At 54.0% G+C, this 24,704-nt stretch carries 14 protein-coding genes, 2 tRNA genes and 1 pseudogene; 13 read left to right on the top strand and 4 right to left on the bottom strand.

All coding sequences use genetic code 11. From position 1 onward, the window contains the following. The first annotated feature begins 170 nt into the window (after nt 1-170). From rpsT to BN4609_RS00675, 5 genes are all read left to right on the top strand, one after another. Complete coding sequence (gene rpsT, locus BN4609_RS00690) at nt 171-425, top strand: 30S ribosomal protein S20 (RefSeq protein WP_021993686.1); 255 nt, start codon at nt 171-173, stop codon at nt 423-425. Nucleotides 426-595: 170 nt separating this feature from the next. Continuing rightward, nucleotides 596-2,404, top strand: coding sequence for an AMP-dependent synthetase/ligase (locus BN4609_RS00685; protein ID WP_068854902.1), 1,809 nt, complete (start codon nt 596-598; stop codon nt 2,402-2,404). A gap of 102 nt (nt 2,405-2,506) precedes the next feature. Further along, nucleotides 2,507-3,628, top strand: a complete 1,122-nt coding sequence (gene prfB / locus BN4609_RS00680) for a peptide chain release factor 2 (RefSeq protein ID WP_021993682.1) — start codon at nt 2,507-2,509, stop codon at nt 3,626-3,628. Nucleotides 3,629-3,690: 62 nt separating this feature from the next. Beyond that, entirely contained in the window at nt 3,691-3,831 is a 141-nt protein-coding gene (locus BN4609_RS16355; RefSeq protein WP_164071539.1) for a hypothetical protein, read from the top strand. Then, nucleotides 3,828-4,328 (top strand): CYTH domain-containing protein, encoded by a 501-nt coding sequence (locus BN4609_RS00675; protein WP_068854901.1) that lies wholly within the window; start codon nt 3,828-3,830, stop codon nt 4,326-4,328. The genes BN4609_RS16355 and BN4609_RS00675 overlap by 4 nt, the downstream gene beginning before the upstream one ends. On the opposite strand, the gene BN4609_RS00670 is transcribed toward BN4609_RS00675, so the two are convergent. Then, entirely contained in the window at nt 4,279-4,683 is a 405-nt protein-coding gene (locus tag BN4609_RS00670; protein WP_068854900.1) for a VanZ family protein, read from the bottom strand. The two genes, BN4609_RS00675 and BN4609_RS00670, sit on opposite strands and share 50 nt — an antisense overlap. Nucleotides 4,684-4,756: 73 nt before the next feature. Between BN4609_RS00670 and BN4609_RS00665 the strand changes: the two genes are divergently transcribed. Beyond that, nucleotides 4,757-6,118, top strand: coding sequence for a sodium-dependent transporter (locus BN4609_RS00665; RefSeq protein WP_021993678.1), 1,362 nt, complete (start codon nt 4,757-4,759; stop codon nt 6,116-6,118). A 39-nt stretch (nt 6,119-6,157) separates the two neighbouring features. Continuing rightward, nucleotides 6,158-7,054: a ComEA family DNA-binding protein gene (locus BN4609_RS00660; RefSeq protein WP_068854899.1), complete on the top strand. Its 897-nt coding sequence runs from the start codon at nt 6,158-6,160 to the stop codon at nt 7,052-7,054. 100 nt (nt 7,055-7,154) lie between these two features. On the opposite strand, the gene BN4609_RS00655 is transcribed toward BN4609_RS00660, so the two are convergent. Next, nucleotides 7,155-7,227: transfer RNA gene (locus BN4609_RS00655), tRNA-Pro, on the bottom strand. Nucleotides 7,228-7,351: 124 nt separating this feature from the next. Between BN4609_RS00655 and BN4609_RS00650 the strand changes: the two genes are divergently transcribed. The 3 genes and pseudogenes from BN4609_RS00650 to BN4609_RS00635 all read left to right on the top strand — a co-directional run bounded on the left by BN4609_RS00650 (nt 7,352) and on the right by BN4609_RS00635 (nt 15,711). Next, nucleotides 7,352-7,424, top strand: a tRNA-Phe gene (locus BN4609_RS00650). Between the two features lie 1,004 nt (nt 7,425-8,428). Further along, nucleotides 8,429-12,730 (top strand): annotated as a pseudogene (locus tag BN4609_RS16810) (glutaminase domain-containing protein); the annotation flags it as partial. Nucleotides 12,731-13,005: 275 nt separating this feature from the next. Then, nucleotides 13,006-15,711, top strand: coding sequence for a glutaminase family protein (locus BN4609_RS00635; protein ID WP_068854896.1), 2,706 nt, complete (start codon nt 13,006-13,008; stop codon nt 15,709-15,711). 1,167 nt (nt 15,712-16,878) lie between these two features. Here BN4609_RS00635 and BN4609_RS00630 read toward each other — a convergent pair. After that, on the bottom strand, nt 16,879-17,763 hold the full coding sequence (locus BN4609_RS00630; protein ID WP_164071538.1) for a mechanosensitive ion channel family protein: 885 nt from the start codon (nt 17,761-17,763) through the stop codon (nt 16,879-16,881). 301 nt (nt 17,764-18,064) lie between these two features. Here BN4609_RS00630 and BN4609_RS00625 point away from each other — a divergent pair, with 301 nt between their 5' ends. Together BN4609_RS00625 and BN4609_RS00620 are read left to right on the top strand one after the other, a co-directional pair. Then, nucleotides 18,065-18,241: a DUF4250 domain-containing protein gene (locus BN4609_RS00625; RefSeq protein WP_021993561.1), complete on the top strand. Its 177-nt coding sequence runs from the start codon at nt 18,065-18,067 to the stop codon at nt 18,239-18,241. An 80-nt stretch (nt 18,242-18,321) separates the two neighbouring features. Continuing rightward, nucleotides 18,322-19,668, top strand: a complete 1,347-nt coding sequence (locus tag BN4609_RS00620; RefSeq protein WP_068854895.1) for an MATE family efflux transporter — start codon at nt 18,322-18,324, stop codon at nt 19,666-19,668. On the opposite strand, the gene BN4609_RS00615 is transcribed toward BN4609_RS00620, so the two are convergent. Further along, entirely contained in the window at nt 19,647-20,942 is a 1,296-nt protein-coding gene (locus tag BN4609_RS00615) for a UDP-N-acetylmuramoyl-tripeptide--D-alanyl-D-alanine ligase (RefSeq protein ID WP_068854894.1), read from the bottom strand. The two genes, BN4609_RS00620 and BN4609_RS00615, sit on opposite strands and share 22 nt — an antisense overlap. Nucleotides 20,943-21,370: 428 nt before the next feature. On the opposite strand from BN4609_RS00615, the gene BN4609_RS00610 reads away from it, so the two are divergent. Then, entirely contained in the window at nt 21,371-24,640 is a 3,270-nt protein-coding gene (locus tag BN4609_RS00610) for a S41 family peptidase (protein ID WP_068854893.1), read from the top strand. The last annotated feature ends 64 nt before the right edge of the window (nt 24,641-24,704 follow it).

Here is a 24,704-nt window from a genome sequence, read left to right as displayed (position 1 = left end):
AAATATATTTGGTGGATTACTGAAAAACAGCTACCTTTGCATCCGCAAATAAGACACCCATGGTCCCTTCGTCTATCGGTTAGGACGAGAGATTTTCATTCTCTAAAGAGCAGTTCGATTCTGCTAGGGACTACTGATAATATACTACAAAGTAAAGAATAATAATAAAGATGGCAAATCACAAATCATCCTTAAAAAGAATACGTCAGACAAAGGTAAAGAATTTGCACAACAGATATTATGCAAAGACAATGCGCAATGCTGTACGCAAGCTTCGCGCTCTCACTGACAAGGAAGAGGCAGTAAAGCTTTACCCCTCTGTACAGAAGATGCTTGATAGATTGGCAAAAACCAACATCATTCATAAGAACAAAGCCGCAAACTTGAAGTCAAGCTTGTGCAACCACATCAATAATTTGGCTTAATTAAACTAAACTTAATGTTTTTCCATAGGTGAAAGCCGCTGTCTGTGAAGACGGTGGCTTTTGTTTGTTCTGCCGTTCCTGACTGGCGGTGCGGTGAAAATTAATCCCCGATTTGTTTTGAGTTTTGGCATAATTGCACTATTTTTGCAATAATTAAAAAACTAACGCTTATGCAGACAAAGTGTCATCTCTCGGTTCTTATACACGAACAGGCAAGGAAATACGGGTCGCGGACCGCGCTCACGTTCAGACTTTTCGGAAAGAATACGTGGGAAAGTGTGTCGTGGGAACATTTCTCGCAGAGAGTGAAACAGGTGAGCAACGCCCTGCTCGAGCTGGGTGTCAGACCGCAGGACAATCTCGCCGTGTTCTCGCAGAACTGCGTTGAGTATCTCTATACGGACTTCGGAGCATATGGAGTAAGGGCTGTCACAATACCGTTCTACGCCACAAGCAGCGAGCAGCAGATACAGTTCATGATAAACGACGCGCAGGTCAGGTTCGTGTTTGTGGGCGAACAGGAGCAGTATAACAAGGCTCACCGCATTTTCGCTCTGTGTCCCTCGCTCGAGCGCATCATCATTTACGACCGCAGTGTGCGCATAAGCTCGCACGACCCGCACGCTCTCTATTTCGACGATTTCGTCGCTCTGGGAGCCGGACTTCCCCGTCAGGCGGAGGTGGAGGCGTTGTGGCGGGCTGCCTCCGACGACGATTTGTGCAACATCCTTTATACCAGCGGCACCACAGGAGACAGCAAGGGCGTGCAGCTCACGTACGGTCAGTATGCCGCCGCGCTTGTTGCCAACGACAAGTGCGTGCCTGTTACGGATAAGGACAGGGTCATCAATTTCCTGCCGTTCACGCATGTGTTCGAGCGCGGATGGTCATACCTGTGTCTCTCTGAGGGTGCGGAGCTCATCATAAACACCGACCCGCGCGAGATACAGGAGTCCATGAAGCAGACCCATCCCACATGCATGTCGGCAGTGCCGCGCTTCTGGGAGAAGGTGTATCAGGCGGTAAAGGACAAGATAGACCGCTCCACGCCGATGCAGCAGAAGATATTCCGCCACGCGCTGGAGGTGGGACGACGCCATAACGTAGAATGTCTCGCCCGTGGGAAACGCCCGTCTCTCGCTCTCGCGCTTGAATACAAGCTCATCGACAAGACGCTTCTCAGGATAGTGCGCCATCAGATAGGACTCGTCAATCCTAATATATTCCCCACCGCGGGAGCCACTGTGTCGCCCGAAGTGGAGCGGTTCGTGCACTCTGTGGGCATCTGCATGATTGTGGGATACGGGCTCACGGAGAGCCTCGCCACAGTGTCGTGCGACCATAAGAACAAGCCTTATACAATCGGTTCGGTGGGTCGTCCCATCGACGGAATAGACATCCGGATATCCGAAACGGGCGAGATTATGCTTAAAGGACCTACCATCACGCGCGGATATTACAAGCGTGATGCGGTCAACGCAGCCGCGTTCGACGAGGACGGATACTTCCATACTGGCGACGCGGGATATATGAAGAACGGTGAGCTGTTCCTTACAGACCGCATAAAAGACCTGTTCAAGACATCCAACGGCAAGTACATCGCGCCCCAGATGGTGGAGGCGATGCTTCTGGTGGACAAGTACATCGACCAGGTGGTGGTCGTTGCGGACGAATATAAGTTCGTGTCCGCTCTGGTTGTTCCCGAGTTCCGCCTCCTCGAAGAGTACGCCCGCGACCACAACATAAAGTTCGAGAGCCGCGAGGACCTGTGTGCCGACAAGCGCATACACGACATGATGATGGAGCGCGTGGAGACTCTCCAGCAGCAGCTCGCACATTATGAGCAGGTGAAACGCATCACTCTCATCGCCCATCATTTCTCGATGGAGTCGGGAGAGCTTACCAATACGCTCAAACTGAGGCGTCCGGTGATTTACAAGAACTTTAAGGACGTGATAGACAAGATGTATGCCGACTGACAGGCACCGCCCCGACGGGTGTGCGGAAGAGTCCCCCGGCGGTGATGGAACGCGCGTGCCGGCAGCCGTATATACATTATAATAATAACAACAACATTCGTAATGATAACATCAGATCAGCTGAAAGACGTGATGGAACGTGCCGACGCACTGCATCACTATCTCAATATCGACGCAAAGAAAATAGAGTTTGAAGAGGAGCAACTGCGCACGCAGGCACCCGACTTTTGGGATGATCCGCAGCGGGCACAGGAACAGATGAAGAAGGTTAAGGCTCTCGAGAAGTGGATCAACGGCTATAAGGAGGTGCGCATGTGCGCCGACGAGCTGAAGCTTGCGTTCGACTTCTACAAGGACGACATGCTTACGGAGGAGGAAGTGGACGATGATTACAGCAAGGCAATACAGGCTATAGAGAAGCTGGAGCTGATGAACATGCTGCGGCAGAAGGAAGATCCGATGGACTGCGTGCTCAAGATAAACAGCGGCGCCGGCGGAACGGAGAGCCAGGACTGGGCTCAGATGCTCATGCGCATGTATATGCGGTGGGCTGAGGCTCACGGTCACAAGGTGACGATAAGCAACCTTCAGGAGGGCGATGAGGCTGGAATAAAAAGCGTTACGATGGAGATTGAGGGCGGAGAGTATGCCTACGGATTCCTGAAAAGCGAGAACGGAGTCCACCGTCTTGTGCGCGTGTCGCCGTTCAACGCGCAGGGCAAGCGCATGACGAGCTTCGCCAGCGTGTTCGTGACACCTCTTGTCGACGACACCATCGAGGTGTTTGTCGACCCGTCGAAGATAAGCTGGGACCTCTTCCGCAGCGGCGGCGCCGGCGGACAGAACGTCAACAAGGTGGAGACAGGAGTGCGCCTGCGCTATCAGTATGTCGATCCCGACACTGGAGAAGAGGAGGAGATACTCATCGAAAACACCGAGAGCCGCAAGCAGCTTGAGAACCGTAACAACGCGATGAGGCTTCTCAAGTCGCAGCTATACGACCGCGCGATGAAGAAGAGACTCGAGGCGCAGGCGAAGATTGAGGCTGGAAAGAAGAAGATAGAGTGGGGAAGCCAGATCCGCAGCTACGTGTTTGACGACCGGCGTGTGAAAGACCACCGCACAAACTATCAGACAACTGACGTTGACGGAGTGATGGACGGCAAGATAGACGGCTTCATCAAGGCTTATCTCATGGAGTTTCCGGTAAACGACGAACAATGAACGGACCGGCAGGAGAGCCCTGTCGGCAACCACAGACATATATAACCTAAAATATTACAACTATGAGTCAAAAAAGCAAACTGAACCGCGCGCGCCGCGAAGCACAACAGGAGAAACAGGCGAAGAGGGTGGTTGAGGTCATATTCTGGATTCTCATACTGCTCGCCGTGATGTATACCGTGTGGATAGTTGTGGCACAATGAGCGGTCTGGAGATAGAAAGGAAGTTCCTTGTAAGGAAGGGCGGGGCGTTCAAACGCGCCGCCTTCTCATGCAGCAGGATAAGGCAGGGCTACATGGACTGCGCCGACGCCACGGTGAGAGTGCGTCTGCGCGACGACAAGGCTTATCTCACCATCAAGAGCCATTCGCTTGACGGAGGGCTCACGCGCTATGAGTTCGAGACAGAGATTACGCCCGACGACGCCCTCCATCTGCTCAGTCTGTGTCGCGGAGGCACGATAGACAAGTGCCGTTATCTCGTCAAGAGCGGCTGGCACACCTTTGAGGTGGACGAGTTCTACGGTGAGAACGAAGGTCTTGTGATGGCTGAGGTGGAGCTGGGGAGCGCGGACGAACAGTTCGAAAAGCCGGATTTCATCGGCATGGAGGTGACGGGCGACAGACGATTCTACAATTCTTGTCTTCTGGTCAACCCCTTCTCTTCCTGGCGCGATACGCTGCCAGAAGAATACCGATGACGTTGCCGAGCGTCACACCGATGGCGTTTGCCGCGAAATCGAGCCAGTCTCCGCTGCGTCTTCCGCCTGTGCAGTACTCCTGAAGAATCTCTATCAGTCCGCTCATGACCAGCGGAGCGAGCCACGCAAGCAGAAAGACGCGCGCCCGGACTATGCTGTCATGCCTGCGCAAATATTCATACCATATCGTCGCACACGTGCCGGCATACATCAGTATGTGTGTCCATTTGTCGATAAGGGTGATGTTGTCCAGCGGCGTATGAGGCACATCCATGAAGCACAGAACCCATATGAATGCCATATACAGGCAGGAAATCGGGTAGTTTGATGTCAGATGATGCAGTAATCTTGCCATTTGCTTTCTTTTTTAATGCAAAAGTAGATATTTTTTTATACTTTTGCAGTGATTCAGTTATTTTTATTTTATTATGTCAAACGATAGAGCTAAATTCGGAAGCAGATTCGGACTGATACTTGCCACAGCCGGTTCTGCGGTGGGACTCGGAAACATCTGGCGGTTCCCTTATATGACCGGCAACAACGGCGGAGCCGCTTTCATCCTCGTATATATCGGCTGTGTGCTGCTGCTCGGCATTCCCTGCATGGTCAGCGAGTTTGTCATCGGGCGCGAGGGAGCGTCGAACACCGCGCGCGCCTATACGAGACTGTCTAACGGGACGGCATGGAAATACATCGGATTCATGGGAGTTGTCACCGGTTTTATGATAACAGGATACTACGCCGTGGTCTCCGGCTGGTGCCTGCAATACATCTTCGCCTCTGCCGCCGGTGAGCTTCGGGGCGACCCGAAATACGTAGCCGATTACTTCGCCGGATTCTCCTCATCGCCCGTAAAGCCCGTGCTGTGGACTGTCGCCATACTGGTGATAACCCATCTTGTCGTGATACGCGGTGTGCGCGGCGGCATAGAGAAAGCCTCCAAGATGTTCATGCCCACGCTTTTCGTGCTGTTGCTCGTCATAGTTGTCGCCTCGTGCAATCTTCCCGGAGCCGGAGCCGGGGTGGAGTTCCTGCTCAAGCCCGACTTCTCCAAGGTGGACAGCGGAGTGTTTCTCGGCGCACTCGGGCAGGCGTTCTATTCACTCAGCATCGGCATGGGATGCCTTTGCACATACGCCTCATACTTCAGCCGTCGCACAAAGCTGCTGAGTACGGCGGTGAACATATCCCTTGTAGACACCATGGTGGCTGTTCTTGCCGGACTGATGATATTCCCCTCGGCGTTCTCCGTGGGCATCGCGCCCGACAGCGGACCCTCTCTCATCTTCATGACACTGCCCAACGTGTTCCAGCTTGCCTTCGGTCATGTGCCGTTCCTGGGCTACGTGGTGTCCGTCCTGTTCTATGTGCTGCTATCGCTCGCGGCTCTCACCTCGCTCATATCGCTCCACGAGGTGTGCACGGCGTTCTTTCTTGAGGAGTTCAACATATCGCGCAGGCGCGGGGCAACTCTCGTTACGGTAATCACCTGTGTCATCGGCGCGTTCTGCTCGCTGTCGCTCGGACACACCGACCTGCAGGTTTCCATATTCGGAAAACCGCTTTTCGACTCGCTCGATTTCCTCACCGGGCAGATACTCCTGCCTTTAGGAGGATTGCTCACCTGTCTTTTCCTCGGATGGTATGTGCCAAAGACGATTGTGAAAGACCAGTTCACCAACCACGGAACACTGCGCGGCGCGCTCTTCGGGACATATCTTTTCTGCGTGCGATTCGTGTGTCCGTTGTGCATCCTGCTGATATTCCTTCATCAGTTCGGTGTCATCTGACGTAAAGCCGCGCTCTGTGTGCGGCATGACAATATACATATGATAAAAGAGTTCTTTTATTTTCCCAAGAGCGACCGCAGGGCGATGATATTCCTTCTGGCGGTCGTCGTGCTGTCAGCGGTTGTTGTGGGCATCATGGACAAGGGCGGCATGTCCTCTCAGCTTGCCCGTACTGACAGCCTGACCGCCGACAGCTCCATACGCAAAGCCGCCGTGCGCCGTGGCGTACAATATATTTATAATGTGGAGACCGTGCGTCGCAAGCTGTCCGCATTCGACCCCAACACCGCCGACAGCACCCTGCTGCTGAGTCTTGGACTACAGCCGTGGCAGGTGCGGAGCATCTACAGATACCGTGCCAAAGGCGGAATATACCGTCAGCCGTCTGATTTCGCGCGACTCTACGGGCTCACGGTGAAGCAGTATAAAGAACTTTTGCCTTACATACACATATCCGATGAATACAAGCCGGCGGCTGAGGTGTATGGCAGGACAGACGCTGTAAGAAGCGGGCGCGACACTCTGCGCTATCCCGTGAAGCTCCAGCCGGGGCAGTATGTGACGCTCGACGACGCCGACACCGCGTCTTTGAGGAAGGTGCCGGGCATAGGACGCTATTATGCTTCCCGTATTGTGAGATACCGCAACGACTTGGGCGGATATGTGTCGGTGGCTCAGCTGTCAGAGATTGAGGGCATCCCCGAGTCTGCGCTTCCCTATTTCAAGGTGACGGGAGGGGCGGTGAGAAAACTCAACCTGAACCGGCTCACGCTCAACGAACTGAAACACCATCCTTACATCAACTTCTATCAGGCGCGCCGCATCATAGACTACCGCCGCCTGAAAGGACCGCTCCACAGCATAGACGACCTCCGTCTGCTGAAGGATTTCTCACAGCGCGACATCGAGAGGCTGCGTCCTTACGTGGAGTTCTGACACGTTCTGAGTGCTGACGTCAATGCCGTCTTACCGCGCCAAAGTCTTTGTCATATACAAAAAAAGAGCGGAAGACATTGTCTCTTGTCTTCCGCTCTTGTCGGGATGAGGCGACTCGAACGCCCGACCCCTACGTCCCGAACGTAGTGCGCTACCAACTGCGCTACATCCCGCATTGCTTTTAAGCGAGTGCAAAGGTACATCAAATTTTTGAAACACGTGCAATTTTCTTCCAAAAAATTTGCTGATATATAAAAAAACGTCTATCTTTGCACACGCAAAACAAGATTAGCAGTTGGTGCCATAGCTCAGTTGGTAGAGCAAAGGACTGAAAATCCTTGTGTCACTGGTTCGATTCCCGTTGGCACCACCCATTTTTTTATCACTCACAAAATCAGTTCTCCCGGGCTCGAAGAGAGTCCGGGAGTTTTTGTTTCCTCATCCTCCTGCGTGCCGCGCGGCTGTGTCAGTAAGGCGGCAGTGTCATTGTGGAAGGATGTTATGAATCATTTGCCGTCAGATTGTGTGCTGTCCGGAGATGCATTTCATACTCCGATGAGTGAGTGTAGTGTGCCGTGCTGCCGATGATACGTTGTAAGGCACTTCTGAAAAGCGCGCAAGACGTCGGCAAGGATATAGCCGACAAATAATTAATCTTATAATAGCGGTTGAATCTTAACGGATGTTTATAATTATGCATATATGCGTTCCGTTTCCGCATATTCATCCATCGTCAACTCAGCGAGAGCTTCGTATTTGCGGCGGGAAAGCTCTTCGGGCGCAAATGCGCGAGTTTTGCGACGTTATGGTAATGTGTTGATAGTCACTCGTTTATGCCGTTTCGTCTGCCAGACCGGCTTTTCTTACGTTGCGAAACGGGCTTTTCTGCATTGCGGAAGAGCCTCTTCCGCACCACCGAAGAGCCTTTCCGGCAGTGCAGTATGGACTTTTCCGCGCGGCGATACGGTCTTTTCCGCACCGTATGAGAGTGCGGAAGAGCCTTTTCGGGCATTGTCGCCGGGTCGTGGCGGAATGTTTATGCCGTTTTCATACGTTCATCGGCATCCTTCCGTTTCTGTTTTGAGAAAAAGCGTTGTCAAAATATTTTACTTCCTGTTTGCATAAATATACATTCCCGAAGTGCCGCCATGAGTGCGCGCGCCGGGTTTTTCTCGCGGCATATGGCATGCTGTCTGAGGCGCGGCGGAGATGGGGGCGCGATGCGGGAAAGTTTCATTAAAAGACCCATTCTGCTTTTTTAACTAATTATTGTTTGGTTTGTCGATTCAATCCTATATCTTTGCAACGTATATTGAGGTTGTTTTTTATTTTTCCGCCAAATATATATAAGATTATAACTAACACTTAAACCAAATGAAAAGAATGTTTACGTCTCTTGTTGCCGCGGTCGCGGCAATGACTGTCGGTGCGCAGAATGCGGAGTTCTTTGAGCCATACAAGGAAGTGGATTTGCGTCTGCCGTCAGTACCTCTTGTGGTTAACGACCCTTATTTCTCTATCTGGTCGCCTTATGACAGGCTTACCGACGGAACCACACGTCATTGGACCGACGCGCAGAAAGCCATCGACGGACTGCTGCGCGTGGACGGAAAGACCTACCGCTTCATGGGTGTGGAGAAGCCGTATGTGCTCAAGTCCATCCTTCCTATGGCGGATGAGGGCGCGTGGACGGCAAAGACGAGCCGCACATATCCCGGAGACGGATGGGCTGATCCCGCTTTCGACGACTCCTCATGGGGCACGGAGAGGGGCGCGATAGGCTCTGCCGACGAATATCCCAACGTACACACAAACTGGGATGTTGAGAATACCGACGTGTATGCGAGGCGCACGGTGAACCTTACGGCGGACGACATAGCCGACGATCTTTACATAGTTTATTCGCACGACGACGTTTTCGAGCTTTACATCAACGGCACGCAGGTCATCTCGACGGGCGAGACGTGGCTGCAGGGTGAGACACTACATCTCACCGCCGCGCACAAGGCACTGCTCAAGGAGGGCGAGAACGTCATCGCAGCCCATTGTCACAACACTACCGGAGGCGCGCTCATCGACTACGGGCTCTACCGTAACGTGAAGACCGAAGGGGCTGACATTGAGACGGCTGAGCAGACATCGGTGGACGTGCTTGCCACAAACACCTACTACACGTTCAAGTGTGGACCGGTCGATCTCGACCTCGTGTTCACCGCTCCGATGCTCATCGACGACCTCGAACTGCTGTCCACACCGGTGAACTACGTGTCCTATCAGGTGCGTTCCAACGACGGAGCCGACCACGACGTGCAGTTCTATCTCGCCACGACGCCCGAGCTCGCCGTCAACCAGAACACGCAGGCGACGTCCTCAACATACAACGTGTCGTCAGAAGGCTACAAGTTCCTCAAGACCGGTACCACCGAACAGCCGCAGCTCGAGAAAGCCGGCGACCTCATATGCATAGACTGGGGCTTCTTCTATATGCCCGGCATCAACGGAGATGTGGCTCTTTCCACCGGATACACGGCTGAAAGCAACTTCGCCTCCACCGGAGATCTTGGCAGAACTCTTGTCAGTGCCACAAGCACAAGCGAGTCCACGATGCCCACACTTGCCTATGTGCACGACTTCGGCAGCGTCAACACCGCGTCAAGCTTCACCATGCTGGCATACGACGAGGTGTACGACATCGTTTACATGGGACAGAAATACAAGGGCTACTGGGCGCGCAACGGCAAGACAATACAGCAGGCAATCGCCGAGATGCGCGACAACTACACTGACATAATGACCCGCTGCCGCGCTCTTGACAAGCGTATCTACGACGACGGACTCGCTGCCGGCAACGACAAATACGCCGAGCTGCTTTCCGGCTCATACCGTCATGTCATCGCGGCGCACAAGCTCTTCGAGGACAAAGACGGCAACCTGCTCTTCTTCTCCAAGGAGAACAACTCCAACGGATGCGTCAACACCGTCGACCTTACCTATCCGTCGGCTCCCCTTTTCCTGCTTTACAACCCCGAATTGCTTAAAGGCATGATGACAAGTATATTCGAGTACAGTTACACCGGACGCTGGACAAAGCCGTTCGCGGCGCACGATCTCGGCACATATCCCATCGCCAACGGACAGGTCTACGGCGGAGATATGCCTCTGGAGGAGTCGGGCAACATGATCACTCTTGCCGCAATGATATGCAAGCTCGAGAACAGCACGGCATATGTGGACAAATACTGGGACATCATAAAGCTCTGGACAGACTATCTTGTGGAGAACGGACAGGACCCGGAGAACCAGCTCTGCACCGACGACTTCGCCGGACACTGGGCTCACAACGCCAATCTCTCCATCAAAGCCATAATGGGTGTAGCCGGATTCTCGGAGATGGCGCGCATCAAGGGCGACACGGAGACGGCTGACAAATACATGAACAAGGCAAAGGATATGGCCCGCATATGGGAGTCGATGGCAAGAGAGGGCGACCACTACCGCCTCGCCTTCGACCGCAGCAACACCTGGAGCCAGAAGTATAATATGGTGTGGGACAAGCTGTGGAACATACACATCTTCCCCAACAGGGCTGCCGAGCGCGAGATACAGTATTATCTCACAAAGCAGAACACATACGGTCTGCCGCTCGACAGCCGTGAGGCTTACACCAAGAGCGACTGGATTCTTTGGACGGCATCGATGTCTCCCGACACGGAGACGTTCCTCAAGTTCTCCGACCTTGTGTATAAGTATGTCAACGAGACACGCTCGCGCGTGCCTCTCAGCGACTGGTACTGGACCAACTCGGGCGATATGCGCGGCTTCAGGGCACGTTCCGTCATCGGCGGACACTGGATGAAGGTGCTCATGGATAAGATTGGCACGTTGCAGCCACCGGTAAACGAGTGGGCTCCGGCGGGCGAAAAGATAAAGACAAAATGGGCTGATGAGGTTACGCCTGACAACGTCCTGCCCGAATATCCGCGTCCTCTCATGGAGCGTTCCGAATGGATGAACCTCAACGGACTGTGGGAGTTCGGATTCAATTCGGCAAGCTCGGCGAGCGAGCCTGAAATGTACGACGGTCAGATTCTCGTTCCGTTTGCCATCGAGTCGAGCCTTTCGGGCGTGATGCGTCCTATGGTCGAGAACAACGCTTTGTGGTACAGACGTGAGTTCACGGTGCCTGAGGCATGGTCGGGAAAGCGCGTCATCATCAACTTCGGGGCGTGCGACTACAACGCAAGCGTATATGTCAACGGCGAGAGTGTCGTTTCTCATACCGGCGGAAGCACTTCGTTCAGTGCGGACATCACCGACTTCCTGTCTGAAAGCGGTACGAACGTACTTACGGTCAAGGTGATAGACAACACCGACGAGAACACCCAGCCTGTGGGAAAACAGCGTAAGGACGCCGACGGAAACGGCAGCATATGGTATACTCCGGTCTCCGGCATATGGCAGACCGTATGGCTCGAGCCGGTAAGCGGCGAATACATATCCGACGTCTCCACCACACCTGATGTGGACAACAGCAGGTTTGTAGTGAACGCTACGGCGGAGGGCGTGGACGGAAGCAACGCTGTCGTGACTGTGAGACTTATGGACGGTGACAACGTCGTGGCTACAGGCGAGGGCGCTCCGGGCACTGACATTGCGCTGAATGTTGCTGCTCCGAAGCTGTGGAGCCCGCAGTCGCCTCACCTTTATGGCATGGAGCTTACCCTGACATGCGACGGTGAGGAGACCGACCGTGTGGACAGCTATTCCGCACTGCGCAAGATTTCGGTGGCACAGGATAAGAACGGAGTATGGAGAATGCAGCTCAACAACCGTGACTTCTTCCAGAACGGAGTGCTCGATCAGGGTTACTGGCCCGACGGTCTGTACACCGCACCCACCGACGAGGCTCTCCGCTACGACATAGAGACAGCCAAGAGCCTCGGCTATAACATGATACGCAAGCACATGAAGGTAGAGCCAGCACGCTGGTATTACCATTGCGACCGCCTCGGAATGCTCGTATGGCAGGACATGCCGGCACTCGGCAAGTCGTATGAGGAGTGGAACGGCGGCAGCTGGTACACCGGAACGGACGGCAGACCCACCACAACAGCGCGCCTGAACTACACGAAGGAGTGGACCGACATCATCAGCCAGCACTATTCCAATCCCTGCATCGTGGTATGGACTCCGTTCAACGAGGCATGGGGACAGTTCCTCACGTCGTCTGTAGTGAGCACTACGAGAGGTCAGGACGCTACCCGTCTCATCGACGCGGCGAGCGGCGGAAACCATCATGAAGGCGTTGGCGACCTGCTCGACCTGCACGACTACAACGCCGAACCGTCTGTCTATCTCTACGACTCCACCCGTCCGACGGTGCTCGGAGAGTACGGAGGACTCAAGTATAACGTCGAGGGCTACCGTTGGGATCCTGATTATACCGCCACCGACTACACCGGAACAGACGCTCTCACCGATGCCTACGTGACTCTGGCAGGACGCATCGCCGCTCTCGCCAAGTCTGACGCGGCTAAGGACTTCTCCGCTTCGGTTTATACGCAGATAACCGATGTGGAGACCGAAATGAACGGACTGATGACCTACGACCGCAAGCTTCTCAAGGTGGATGCCGAAAAGGTGAAGGCGGCAAACGACAAGCTCGCCTCCATACTCGGCACATCGACGGGCATAGAGGACATCACCTCTCAGGAGGGAACAGCCGTGGAGACATGCCGTTACAACGCCGGCGGACAGCGGGTGTCAAAGAACAGCAAGGGACTCAACATCGTAAGATACTCTGACGGAACGGTGAAGAAGCTCATCGTGAAGTGATGCTGACGTCAAAAGACACACCGCCCGGTGGCACGCAAAGTGTCTGCCGGGTGGTTTTTACGTTATATGCGGATTACAGGACAACTATTTATAATCAATAACAAAACAGTTTTTATATGAAGAAAATCATGACACTTGCGGCTTCTATCGCCGTAGTATTGTCTGCTGGAGCACAGTCTGCTGACTTCTTCCAGCCGTACAAGACGACCGATCTGCGCCTTCCTTCGGTGCCGATATTCGTCAACGACCCTTACGTGTCGTTCTGGTCGCCTTACGACGAGCTCAATGAGGGAAGCGTGCGCCACTGGACCAACGCCGAGAAACCGCTTGACGGACTGCTCCGCGTGGACGGAGTGACATACCGGTTCATGGGTGTCGGGCGCGAGTATGTGCTCGATGAGACACTCATGCCAATGACAGATGAGGAGATATGGGAGGCAAAAGCCACCACCACAAAGCAGGATGGGACTGCCTGGACAGAACCTGACTTCGACGACAGCGGATGGGAAACCAAGAAGGGAGCGTTCGGTTCGCCGGGTGAGTATCCCAATGTCAACACACCGTGGACTGATGCCAACTCTGACATTTACGTACGCCGTAAGGTCAATCTCACCGCCGAGGACATCGCGAAAGACCTTTATGTGGTCTATTCACACGATGATGTGTTCAAGCTCTACATCAATGGCAACCTTGTGGTAAGCACGGGTGAGACATGGCTTCAGGGCGAGACAGCAAAGCTCTCCGACATTGCCAAAGGCTATCTCAAGGAGGGCGAGAACGTCATCGCAGCCCACTGCCACAACACCACTGGCGGAGCTTATGTGGACTACGGACTCTATGTCAATACAAAGACGCAGAACGCGGACATCAAGAAGGCTGTGCAGAAGTCGGTGGACGTGCTTGCCACAAACACCTACTACACGTTTGAGTGCGGTCCGGTGATGCTCGACGTGGTGTTCACCGCACCGATGCTCATGGACGATCTCGACCTTCTGTCCACTCCAATCAACTACATCTCCTATCAGGTGCGTTCCAACGACGACAAGGAACACGACGTGCAGTTCTATCTCGCAACAACGCCCGAGCTGGCGGTGAACGAGACCAACCAGCCCACAATGTCGTCGCTGAAGACTCAGAACGGCATCAGATACATCAGCGGAGGCACAACCTCGCAGCCCATTCTGGGCAGAGGCTCCGACGGCATATGCATAGACTGGGGCTATGTGTATCTGCCTCAGATCAACGGAGAGGTGAGTCTGGCGTCCACTCTTGAGGTTGAGAACACGTTTGCAAGCGAAGGCAAGCTGCCGCGCACAAAGGTTTCAATGGCGGGAGCGAAGAAGTCGAAGTATCCCACACTTGCTTTCATGTACGACTTCGGCAGCGTCAAGACCGGCACAAACTTCGCAATGATAGGCTATGATGAGATTTGGGACATTGAATATCTTAACGAACGCTACAAGGGATACTGGGCGCGGAACGGCAAGACCATCTATCAGGCGTTCGAGGAACTGCGCGACAACTACACCGACATTATGAAACGGTGCCGCGAACTGGACAAACGCATATACGACGATGCGCTCGCTTCGGGCAACAAGGAGTATGCGGAGATACTCTCGGCTTCCTACCGCCACTGCATCGCGGCACACAAGCTGTTTGAGGGACCGAACGGAAACCTCTACTTCTTCTCTAAGGAGAACAACTCAGGAGGATTCGTCAACACCGTGGACCTCACCTATCCCGAGTCGCCGCTCTTCCTGCTCTACAACCCCGAACTGCAGAAGGCGATGATGCGCAGCATCTTCGAGTATTGCCGTTCCGACCGCTGGGGCTTCCCCTTCGCGGCTCACGACCTCGGCATCTATCCGCATGCCAACGGACAGCGTTACTCCATCACCAGACCCAACGCGGACGGCGGGTTTGAAGGAAACATGCCTCTGGAGGAGTCGGGCAACATGGTCACGCTCTGCGCTATGCTCTCGATGCTCGACGGCAACACCTCTTTCGCCGACCAGTATTGGGACACCATAAAGCTCTGGACTGACTATCTCGTGGAGAACGGACAGGATCCGGAGAACCAGCTCTGCACCGACGACTTCGCAGGACACTGGGCTCACAACGCCAATCTGTCCATGAAGGCAATCATGGGTATTGCCGGTTTCTCGGAGATGGCGCGCATGAAGGGCGACATCGAGACCGCCGACAAGTACATGGCAAAGGCAAAGGAGATGGCGGAAAAATGGGAGTCGATGGCTAACGACGGCGACCACTACCGCCTGGCATACGACAGGAAAGGCACGTGGGGGCAGAAATACAACATGGTGTGGGACAAGCTCTGGGGGCTGAACCTCATACCCAACAACGCCATGAAGCGTGAGGTGGCTTACTATCTCAGAAAGCAGAACACCTACGGACTGCCGCTCGACAGCCGCTCGGACATCTCGAAGACCGACTGGATAATGTGGTCGGCTGCGATGGCGGACACAGACGAGCTCTTCCTGAGGTTTGTCGGACCGCTCTATAAGTACATCAACGAGACGTCATCACGTGTGCCCATCAGCGACTACTACAACACGAAGACAGGTAATATGGTCGGATTCAAGGCGCGTTCTGTTGTCGGCGGACACTGGATGAAGGTGCTTATGGACAACTTCGACAAGACAAAGGTGCCCTCTACAGGCATCTCGTCGGCAGTCACAGACAATGTTTCGGGACATCTGTCATACTATAACCTTAACGGTGTCAAGATGTCCGCGCCTGTCAAGGGAGTGAACATCGTGAAGGACGATAAGGGAGATGCCCGTAAGATTGTGATGGAATAAAAACACGGCATCGGCTTTTACCCGTCGTGGACAACTACGCCCGGAGACGCATCATTGCGCCTGCCGGGCGTTTTTTTGTTTGTACTGATGAGGCGGAGATGTGGCGGTGCGTGGATGGTGCGGTGTCAGTGGGAGGAGAAGTGTGGTGTGGTGAGTGTGTTGTTAGTGCGGTGTTGCCTCCGCATATTCGTGATAGAATAATGTTGGCGTCAGCCTGTAGAGACGCAAAATCTTGCGTCTCCCGATGAGATAAGCGCAATGAGAGCCGGTGATGATATGCTTATGACGTCTGCGTTTATTGCTTGTGAGACGCAATATTTTGCGTCTCTACTTTAGGGAGTCAGCGATATCATGTAGCGAAAGTAGTTGTGTGGGCGCGATGGCGTCAGCCTGTAGAGACGCAAAATCTTGCGTCTCCCGAGAAGGTAAGTGCAAAGAGAACCGATGGGTATATGCTTATGAGGGTTGCGTTCTTTGCTTGTGAGACGCAAGATTTTGCGTCTCTACTTTAGGGAGGCAGCGATATTATATTGCGAAAGTGATTGTGCGGGCGCGGTGGCGGTGCGTCCTGGATGTTTCTCAATGTGCGATTGGCTGCTGCCTTTTTGCTTTATGGCAGTAAAAAATTTTGACAGTCATAATCTGCAAAACAGGATACGGACTTGCACTGAAAATGTTCCTGCGGCATGGCGGAGGTGGATAGGGATGACGGTAAAAGCCCTGTTATGTTGCGGATTCACTGTTTATTTACTGTGATAAAATCCGTTCCACGTTACGGAAAAGGTATTTCTATGAGCGGAACAGGCTCTTTTATGATGCGGAAAAGGCTCTTTCATTACACGAAAAAGCCCGTTTGGCACTGCGGAAAAGGCTCTTTCGCATGATGATAAAGGCATGATTGGCGGACTGTCCGGTGTAAATGACTGTGCTTTAATAAGTTATGATAACGCCCGAAAAACCGCGTATTTGCAGGCGTATTGCCTTGCGGATGACTCTGCGCGATTCTCGCACGGTTGACGTTGTGCTGTTGTTCGCATTCCGTGTCATTTATGTGAAATGGCGCATAAGCCTGAGCGACGTTTCCGGTCCGCCGGTCAGGACTATAAAAAAAGTTCCCGCACCACTGTCATGGTGCGGGAACTTTCCGATGAAAGCTGTCGTTGAGGCTCAGCTTTTCTGTGTTGTCACAATCTGGTTGAAGTAAGGATAAGGTATCTCGATGTTCTCCCTGTCGAACCGTTCCTTTATCGACTTCAGCAGATCGCACTTCATCACGAAGGCGTTTCCAGGTGTCGCAGCCCACGCCCACGCCCTCAGAGTGATGGCAGAGTCGCCGAGGTTTGTCACCCTTATCACCACCTGCGGTGTGCCGTCGGTCTTTTCCTTCGGGCTGCGGTGGTCTATGAGCATTGGGTGACGCATCGTCTCGTCGCGCATCACGTCCATGGCGAAGTCGAGGTCGGTGGTGTACGACACGCCCACCTCCACAAAGGCGCATGTCGCCTCCTCCCCGAACGACGAGTTGATGATGGTGCTCGAGCTTATCTTACTGTTCGGTATGATTATCATTCTGTTCTCCGCGTTGCGTACGACGGTGTGCCTCAGCGTTATCTCCGTCACCGTTCCTATCACTATGTCGTCCACGTTGATGAAGTCGCCCACCTTGAACGGTCTTGAGAACACGATGAACAGACCGCTCACAATGTTAGACAGAGCCTCCTGCGAGGCAAGACCCACCGCCATGGCGAGGATTCCCGCGCTGGCGAGAATGGAGTTGCTTATCTTCTCCATACCCGGTATCAGCGAGAGGAAAGCCGCGCAGCCGACGATGTATACAGCCGCCACCACCATCTGGCGGATGAAGCTTGTCCTCGTCTCATCGAGCGTGACGAGTCGTCCCTGCCTCTTTAGCGAGCGGTTGAAGAAATATTTCACGAGACCAGTCACAATGCGTACGAACAAGTATATTATCGCCGCCTTGATGCAGAACCTCAGCACCGCGTGTATGCTTATGCCGAAGAGGCTCATTTCCATAATCTTTTCTATGTCCATATAGTATTTTCCTTTTGTTGTTTTTCTTTTACCGTTGACGTGCTTACGGGCAGCAGACATGCTGTGGCGTTACTGCCGGTGACACGTGGTATATGCTTTTTTAAAGTGCGAACATGATGAAATGAGAGACTTGTCTTGGGCTGCCTGCGCAGCCTGTCTTATGCAAAAGTACAAGAAAAAAAGCAATCTGACGAATTGTCTGCTTTATTTATTGTATCTTTGCACCCGCAAACAGCAGGGCTGTCTCTTCCGCCTGACGTCACATACTGATGATGTCGGCTGTCAAAAAGTTATTTTTATTATGAATCTGCCTGATGATCCGATGATGCTGTTCAGCGTCATCAACATGAAACTGAGAGACTGTTACGCATCGCTCGACAGTCTTTGTGATGATATGAATGTAGACAAGAAAGCCATCGTCTGCAAGCTTGCCGCGGCGGGCTTCGAGTACGACTCCGCCGCCAACCGTTTCTGGTGAGCCTCCGGAGCGCAGGCTGTTCCTTTCCGGTCGGGCATGCGTCGCGGCGTGCTTGGCGCAGGCATATATTATTGTATACTATGAATCTTTCAGACGCTAAATACATGCAGCACTACAAGTCGCTGCTTTCTGTCGGGCTGCCCATAATGATAGGTCAGCTCGGGGTTATAATCCTCGGTTTCGCCGACACCATGATGGTGGGACACCACAGCACCGCCGACCTTGGCGCAGCCTCGTTCGTGAACAACATTATGAACATGGTCATCATCTTCGGCACGGGTTTCTCCTACGGACTTACGCCTGTCGTGGGAGCCCTTTTCGGCACCGGGCACAAGGCGGAAGCAGGTCAGGCACTGCGCTGCAGCCTTCTTTCAAACGCCGTGGTGGCTGTTATGATGTCGGCACTTATGCTCGTCGTCTACTTCAATGTGCACCGCATGGGTCAACCCGCGGAGCTTCTTCCACTCATACGTCCCTATTTCCTTGTGCTCATAGTGTCCCTGCTGTTTGTCATGCTCTTCAATGCCTTCAAACAGTTTGCCGACGGCATCACCGACACACGGGTGTCTATGTGGATCCTTCTCGGCGGAAACGTGCTCAACATCTTCGGCAACTACCTGCTCATATACGGCAAGATGGGCTTTCCGGAGCTTGGAGTGCTGGGCGCGGGAATAAGCACCCTGTTCTCGAGAATAATGATGGTGGTGGTCTTCATGGTGATTTTCGCGCGCTCGCGACGCTACCGTCGCTACCGTGCGGGGTTTGTGGCGTTGGGCTGGTCGCGCGGCATGGTGAGACGGCTCAATGCACTCGGTTGGCCCGTCGCGCTGCAGATGGGCATGGAGACGGCGTCTTTCAGCCTGAGTGTGGTCATGGTGGGCTGGCTCGGCACGGTGGCTCTGGCGTCTCATCAGGTGATGCTCACCATCTCGCAGTTCACGTTCATGATATACTACGGGCTCGGAGCGGCTGTCGCCATACGTGTGAGCAGCTTCCACGGACAGTCCGACCGTGACGGCGTACGCCTTACCGTGAGTGCCGGTTTCCGCCTCATGCTTGCTCTGGAGATAGTGTTGTCCGGCATAGTGTTCTGTCTGCGCCATCAGCTCGGAGGCTGGTTCACCGACAGTCTGGAGGTAGCCTCGTCTGTGGTGTCGCTCATGCTGCCGTTCCTTATATATCAGTTTGGCGACGGACTACAGATTCTTTTCGCCAACGCTTTGCGCGGAACGTCTGACGTGAAGTCACTTATGGTCATCGCGTTCATTGCCTATTTCGTGGTGTCGCTGCCCGTAGGCTACTTCTGCGGCTTCGTTCTCGGCATGCGGCTTGTGGGCATCTGGATGGCGTTCCCGTTCGGTCTGACCGCAGCCGGGGTGATGATGTGGCTGCGGTTCAGACGTTCCTACAGCAGTTCGGGAAGCTGATAGAGCTTCATTCCGTTGCTTCCCTTTATAAGAATGTAGTGGTCTTCGGGCATGTTCTTTCTCAGTTCGGCTTTCACTTCCTCGGCATCTGCGAACTTGCGGAACGCGCATCGCGTCTTGCCGAACTCCTCTCCCACGAGCCATACGGTGTCTATGCCAGCGTGTTCCAGCATGTCCGCCACCTTCTGGTGCTCCTCTTCCGAGGAGTCGCCGAGCTCCCTCATGTCGCCCAGAATAGCCATCTTGCGGCTCACCTGCATGTCGCTGAAGTTCTTTATCGCCGCCGCCATGCTCGTAGGGTTGGCGTTGTAGGCGTCCACGATCAGCCTGTTGTGCTCCGTGGTCTCGAGCTGTGAGCGGTTGTTGCTCGGTATGTAGCCCGCCAGAGCGTCGCTTACGGCATCGTCGCCGACACCGAAATACAGTCCGATGCTTGCCGCGGCGAGCATGTTGCACAGGTTGTAGGTGCCGATGAGGTGCGTCTCCACCTCGTGCCAACCGCCTTCCCCGCCGCGCCATCTGAAGCACAGCAGCGGCGCGCACGACGTCACCTCACCCTCGACATACAGTCCGTCCATCGGCTCGCATGCGTATTTTATGAGGTCGAGACCTCCCGATATGCCTGCCAGATGTCTGTTGGCGGCGTCTATGAACACCTTCGAGCCGTTGCGGTGGCGCAGGAAGTCGTACAGCTCTCCCTTTGTCCTGACCACTCCCTCGAACGACCCGAAGCCCTGCAGATGGGCTTTCCCCACGTTGGTTATCAGTCCGTAGTCGGGCTCGACGGTCTCCACGAGCGTCTTGATGTCGCCCGGATGGCTCGCGCCCATCTCTATCACGGCTATCTCGTGCTCCTTTCTCAGGCGCAGGAGAGTCTTGGGCACACCGATGTCGTTATTGAAGTTGCCCTCGGTATACAGCACTTTGTACTTCTTCGACAGCACGGCAGCCACGAGTTCCTTGGTCGTTGTCTTTCCGTTTGTGCCCGTTATGCCTATCACGGGTATGTCGAACTGCCGGCGGTGGTGGCGTGCCAGCTGCTTGAGAGTGGCGAGCGCGTTGTCCGTGACGATGTATCTCTCGTCGCGCGCATACTCCGGTTCGTCTATCACTGCATAGGAACAGCCCTTCTGAAGGGCGGTTTCGGCAAACCTGTTTCCGTCGAACGACTCTCCCTTCAGGGCGAAGAAGATGGAGCCTTCGGGACAGTCGCGGCTGTCGGTCGTTACAGTCTGATGTTCAGAGAATAGTCTGTACAGATGTTCTATTTCCATGACTTGTACGTTATTATATAAAAAATGCGGTGCAAACTTACACAAAATGTTCGGATTACGCGCGTTTTTGGTACAACAAATTCGTCCCGTCCGCTTGTCAGAGCAGTCTCATTTGTGCGATGATTGGTGCCGTAGCGTGAGTCTCCGCGCCCTCTTCCGCACTGCTGCCCGTGCCGGGGGACGAGTCGGTGGAGGCGTGGATGTGGACTGACATTATGATTGTGTGATGTTGAAAAATAGGTTTCAATGACGTCGGAAACTAAAAAAAATGTGTAAATTTGCTGATATTTGAATGAATTGACATCATTCTCTTGCATGCCGGGAGAGCCGGTGTGACGCTTCGGAAAGTCCGCGCCTGTATATCATGCTAATCCTTTAAGCGAGGGCGGACGGTAATTGCAATAACACTATTCAAAACAACATATGGTATGAAAAGACTTTTACTAATGGCTTCAGTGCTGCTTGCGGCGGGGGCGGCACAGGCTCAGGACGGTCCGTTATGGATGCGCTATCCTGCCATTTCGCCCGATGGCAAGACCATCGCGTTCACTTATTGCGGTGACATATTCACCGTTCCGGCAGACGGCGGACGCGCCACACAGCTCACGACACACCCTGCCCACGACACGCGACCGGTATGGTCGCCCGACGGCAGGCAGATTGCTTTCGCGTCAGACCGCAACGGCGGGTTCGACGTTTTCATCATGAGCCGTTACGGAGGAGCCCCAACGAGGCTCACCACACATTCTGCCAACGAGTATCCGGAGACGTTCGCGGACAGCACGCACGTGCTTTTCTCCGCGTCGATACAGCAGGACTACAGGGACATACAGTTTCCGGGAGGTCAGTTCTCGCAGATTTACAGCGTGCCGACAAGCGGCGGCAGACCTGTGATGTTCTCGTCGATGGTCATGCAGAATCTCTCTCTGGACAAGTCGGGAGGCAGACTTCTCTATCACGACATGAAGGGATATGAGGACAACTGGCGCAAGCATCACCGGTCGTCCATCACCCGCGACATATGGATGTGCACTCTCGGAGAGAACCGTTCTTACAGGAAACTGACGTCATTCCGGGGTGAAGACCGTAATCCGGTGTGGGCGCCGGACGGTGATTCGTTCTATTATCTGAGCGAGGAGAACGGAAGTTTCAATGTCTACAAATACAGTCTGTCTGACGGAAACCACAGCCAGGTCACACAACACACCAAGAATCCGGTGAGGTTTCTCACTGTCGCTGACAACGGAACACTGTGTTACGGCTACGACGGAGAGATATACACCATGCGCGAAGGGGCACAGCCGTCGAAAGTGAAGGTGGAGATTGTCACCGACCGGGTTGAGAACGACGTGCTCAACCGCACCTTCAGAAGCGGTGCCACAGACATGGCTGTGTCGCCGAACGGCAAGGAGGTGGCGTTCATAGTGCGCGGAGACGTGTATGTGACGTCGGTTGACTACGAGACGACACGCCAGATCACCAACACGCCGCAGCAGGAACGCAACATCAGCTTCAGCCCCGACGGACGCTCGCTCGTATATTCCGCCGAGCGCGACAGTGTATGGGGAATATACCAGAGCAGCCTCGTGCGCAAGGAAGACAAGTATTTCACCTATGCGCAGGAGCTGAAGGAAGAGCCTCTTGTCGTGACCGACAAACCGTCGTTCCAGCCTGAATACTCGCCCGACGGCAAGGAGGTGGCGTTCCTCGAAGACCGTACCACGCTGCGTGTGATAAACCTCAAGAGCAGGAAAGTGCGCACTGTGCTCGACGGAAAGTTCAATTACTCATACAGCGACGGTGACCAGAACTACCAGTGGTCGCCCGACAGCAAGTGGTTTCTCACCTCTTATATAGGCGTGGGAGGATGGAACAACACCGACATCGCGCTCGTCAAGGCTGACGGAAGCGGCGAGGTGACCAATCTGACTGAGAGCGGATATACCGACGGCAACCCCAAATGGGTGCTCGACGGAAAGGCTATGATATGGTCGTCCGACCGTGCCGGTTACCGCAGTCACGGCAGCTGGGGCGCCGAGTCGGACACTTACATCATGTTCTTCGATGCCGAAGCCTACGACAAATTCCGTCTTAACAAGGAAGAACTCGCCCTCGAGGAGGAGATGAACAAGGATTCCGACGAGAAGAAAGACGGAGACGCGGACAAGAAGGACGACGCTGACAAGAAGAAAGACAGCAAGAAAAAGAAAGACAAAAAGGACAAGAAGGACGACAAGAAGAAAGACCTTGTCTTCGATCTTGCCAACCGTCGCGACAGGATAATGCGTCTTACGATAAACTCATCGCGCATGGGCGACGCCGTGCTCACGCCAAAGGGCGACAAGCTTTACTACTGCGCGGCTTTCGAGGGAGGCTTCGACCTTTGGGAACGCAACTTCCGCGAGAACTCCACAAAGCTCATAATAAAGGGCATAGGAGGCGGAAGCATGATTCAGGACAAGAAAGGCGAGAACCTGTATCTGTGCACCGGAGGTCAGATGAAGAAGATACAGACCGCCGGAAACAAGGTGAGCAACATCTCGTTCAGGGCGGAGTTCGACCTGCGTCCGGCAAAAGAGCGCGACTATATATTCAATCACGTGTGGCGGCAGGTGAAAGACAAGTTCTACGATCCGAACATACACGGTGTGGACTGGGATGGATATAAGAATGTGTACGCGCGTTATCTGCCTTACATCAACAACAACTACGACTTCCAGGAGATGCTTTCGGAGATGCTCGGCGAGCTGAACGGCTCACACACAGGGGCACGCTACGGCGGCACGGGAGCCGCGCAGCAGACGGCATGTCTCGGTGCTTTCTACGACAACAAGTATGAGGGAGACGGCTTGAAGATAGTGGAGGTGATAGCGGGAGGACCGCTCACCAGGGCAGACTCGAAGATAAAGGCGGGCTGCATAGTAGAGAAGATAAACAACAAGGAGATAAAAGCCGGTGAGGACTATTATCCGCTGCTTGCCGGAGAAGCCGGAAAGAAAGTGCTGCTCGCTGTATACGACCCTGCCACAGGCAAGCGTTTCGAGCAGCAGGTGAAGGCTATCAGCTACGGAGCGCAGCGCAATCTGCTCTACAAACGGTGGGTTGAGAACTGCCGTAAGAAGGTGGACGAGCTGTCGGGAGGCAAGGTAGGATATGTGCATGTGAAGGGTATGGACAGCGAGAGCTTCCGTGAGGTCTACTCGGAGGTGCTCGGCCGCTGCCGCAACAAGGAAGCCGTGATAGTCGACACACGCCATAACGGCGGCGGATGGCTGCACGACGACCTCGCCACACTGCTCAGCGGAAAGGAGTATCAGCAGTTTGCGCCGCGCGGACAATACATCGGCAGCGATCCGTATAACAAGTGGTGCAAGCCTTCATGCGTGCTTGTCTGCGAGGACAACTACTCCAACGCGCACGGCTTCCCGTGGGTTTACAAGACTCTCGGCATAGGAAAGCTCGTGGGCGCGCCTGTTCCCGGCACCATGACAGCGGTGTGGTGGGAAACCCAGATAGACCCCTCGCTCGTGTTCGGAATACCTCAGGTGGGTGTGAGAGACATGCAGGGACACTATCTGGAGAACCAGGAGCTGGAGCCGGACGTGGAGGTTTACAACACACCGGAGCAACAGCTCGGAGGCGAGGACAAACAGCTTGAGGAGGCTGTGAGGCTTATGCTCGGGACAATAAAGAAATGATATGCATCCGTATGGAGACGTCCGGTCTCCTGCGGATATATATAAATAAGTCAGACACACATAT

This window comes from Leyella lascolaii, assembly GCF_900079775.1.
GTDB classification, from domain to species: domain Bacteria; phylum Bacteroidota; class Bacteroidia; order Bacteroidales; family Bacteroidaceae; genus Prevotella; species Prevotella lascolaii.
Note: the sequence above shows the minus strand (reverse complement) of the source record. Positions and strands in the feature narration are given on the sequence as shown.

Excerpts from the sequence above, each read along its gene's own strand:
- rpsT (WP_021993686.1), top strand. The coding sequence starts at position 171 with ATGGCAAATCACAAATCATCCTTAAAAAGAATACGTCAGACAAAGGTA.
- BN4609_RS00685 (WP_068854902.1), top strand. The coding sequence starts at position 596 with ATGCAGACAAAGTGTCATCTCTCGGTTCTTATACACGAACAGGCAAGG.
- prfB (WP_021993682.1), top strand. The coding sequence starts at position 2,507 with ATGATAACATCAGATCAGCTGAAAGACGTGATGGAACGTGCCGACGCA.
- BN4609_RS16355 (WP_164071539.1), top strand. The coding sequence starts at position 3,691 with ATGAGTCAAAAAAGCAAACTGAACCGCGCGCGCCGCGAAGCACAACAG.
- BN4609_RS00675 (WP_068854901.1), top strand. The coding sequence starts at position 3,828 with ATGAGCGGTCTGGAGATAGAAAGGAAGTTCCTTGTAAGGAAGGGCGGG.
- BN4609_RS00670 (WP_068854900.1), bottom strand. The coding sequence starts at position 4,683 with ATGGCAAGATTACTGCATCATCTGACATCAAACTACCCGATTTCCTGC.
- BN4609_RS00665 (WP_021993678.1), top strand. The coding sequence starts at position 4,757 with ATGTCAAACGATAGAGCTAAATTCGGAAGCAGATTCGGACTGATACTT.
- BN4609_RS00660 (WP_068854899.1), top strand. The coding sequence starts at position 6,158 with ATGATAAAAGAGTTCTTTTATTTTCCCAAGAGCGACCGCAGGGCGATG.
- BN4609_RS00635 (WP_068854896.1), top strand. The coding sequence starts at position 13,006 with ATGAAGAAAATCATGACACTTGCGGCTTCTATCGCCGTAGTATTGTCT.
- BN4609_RS00630 (WP_164071538.1), bottom strand. The coding sequence starts at position 17,763 with ATGGACATAGAAAAGATTATGGAAATGAGCCTCTTCGGCATAAGCATA.
- BN4609_RS00625 (WP_021993561.1), top strand. The coding sequence starts at position 18,065 with ATGAATCTGCCTGATGATCCGATGATGCTGTTCAGCGTCATCAACATG.
- BN4609_RS00620 (WP_068854895.1), top strand. The coding sequence starts at position 18,322 with ATGAATCTTTCAGACGCTAAATACATGCAGCACTACAAGTCGCTGCTT.
- BN4609_RS00615 (WP_068854894.1), bottom strand. The coding sequence starts at position 20,942 with ATGGAAATAGAACATCTGTACAGACTATTCTCTGAACATCAGACTGTA.
- BN4609_RS00610 (WP_068854893.1), top strand. The coding sequence starts at position 21,371 with ATGAAAAGACTTTTACTAATGGCTTCAGTGCTGCTTGCGGCGGGGGCG.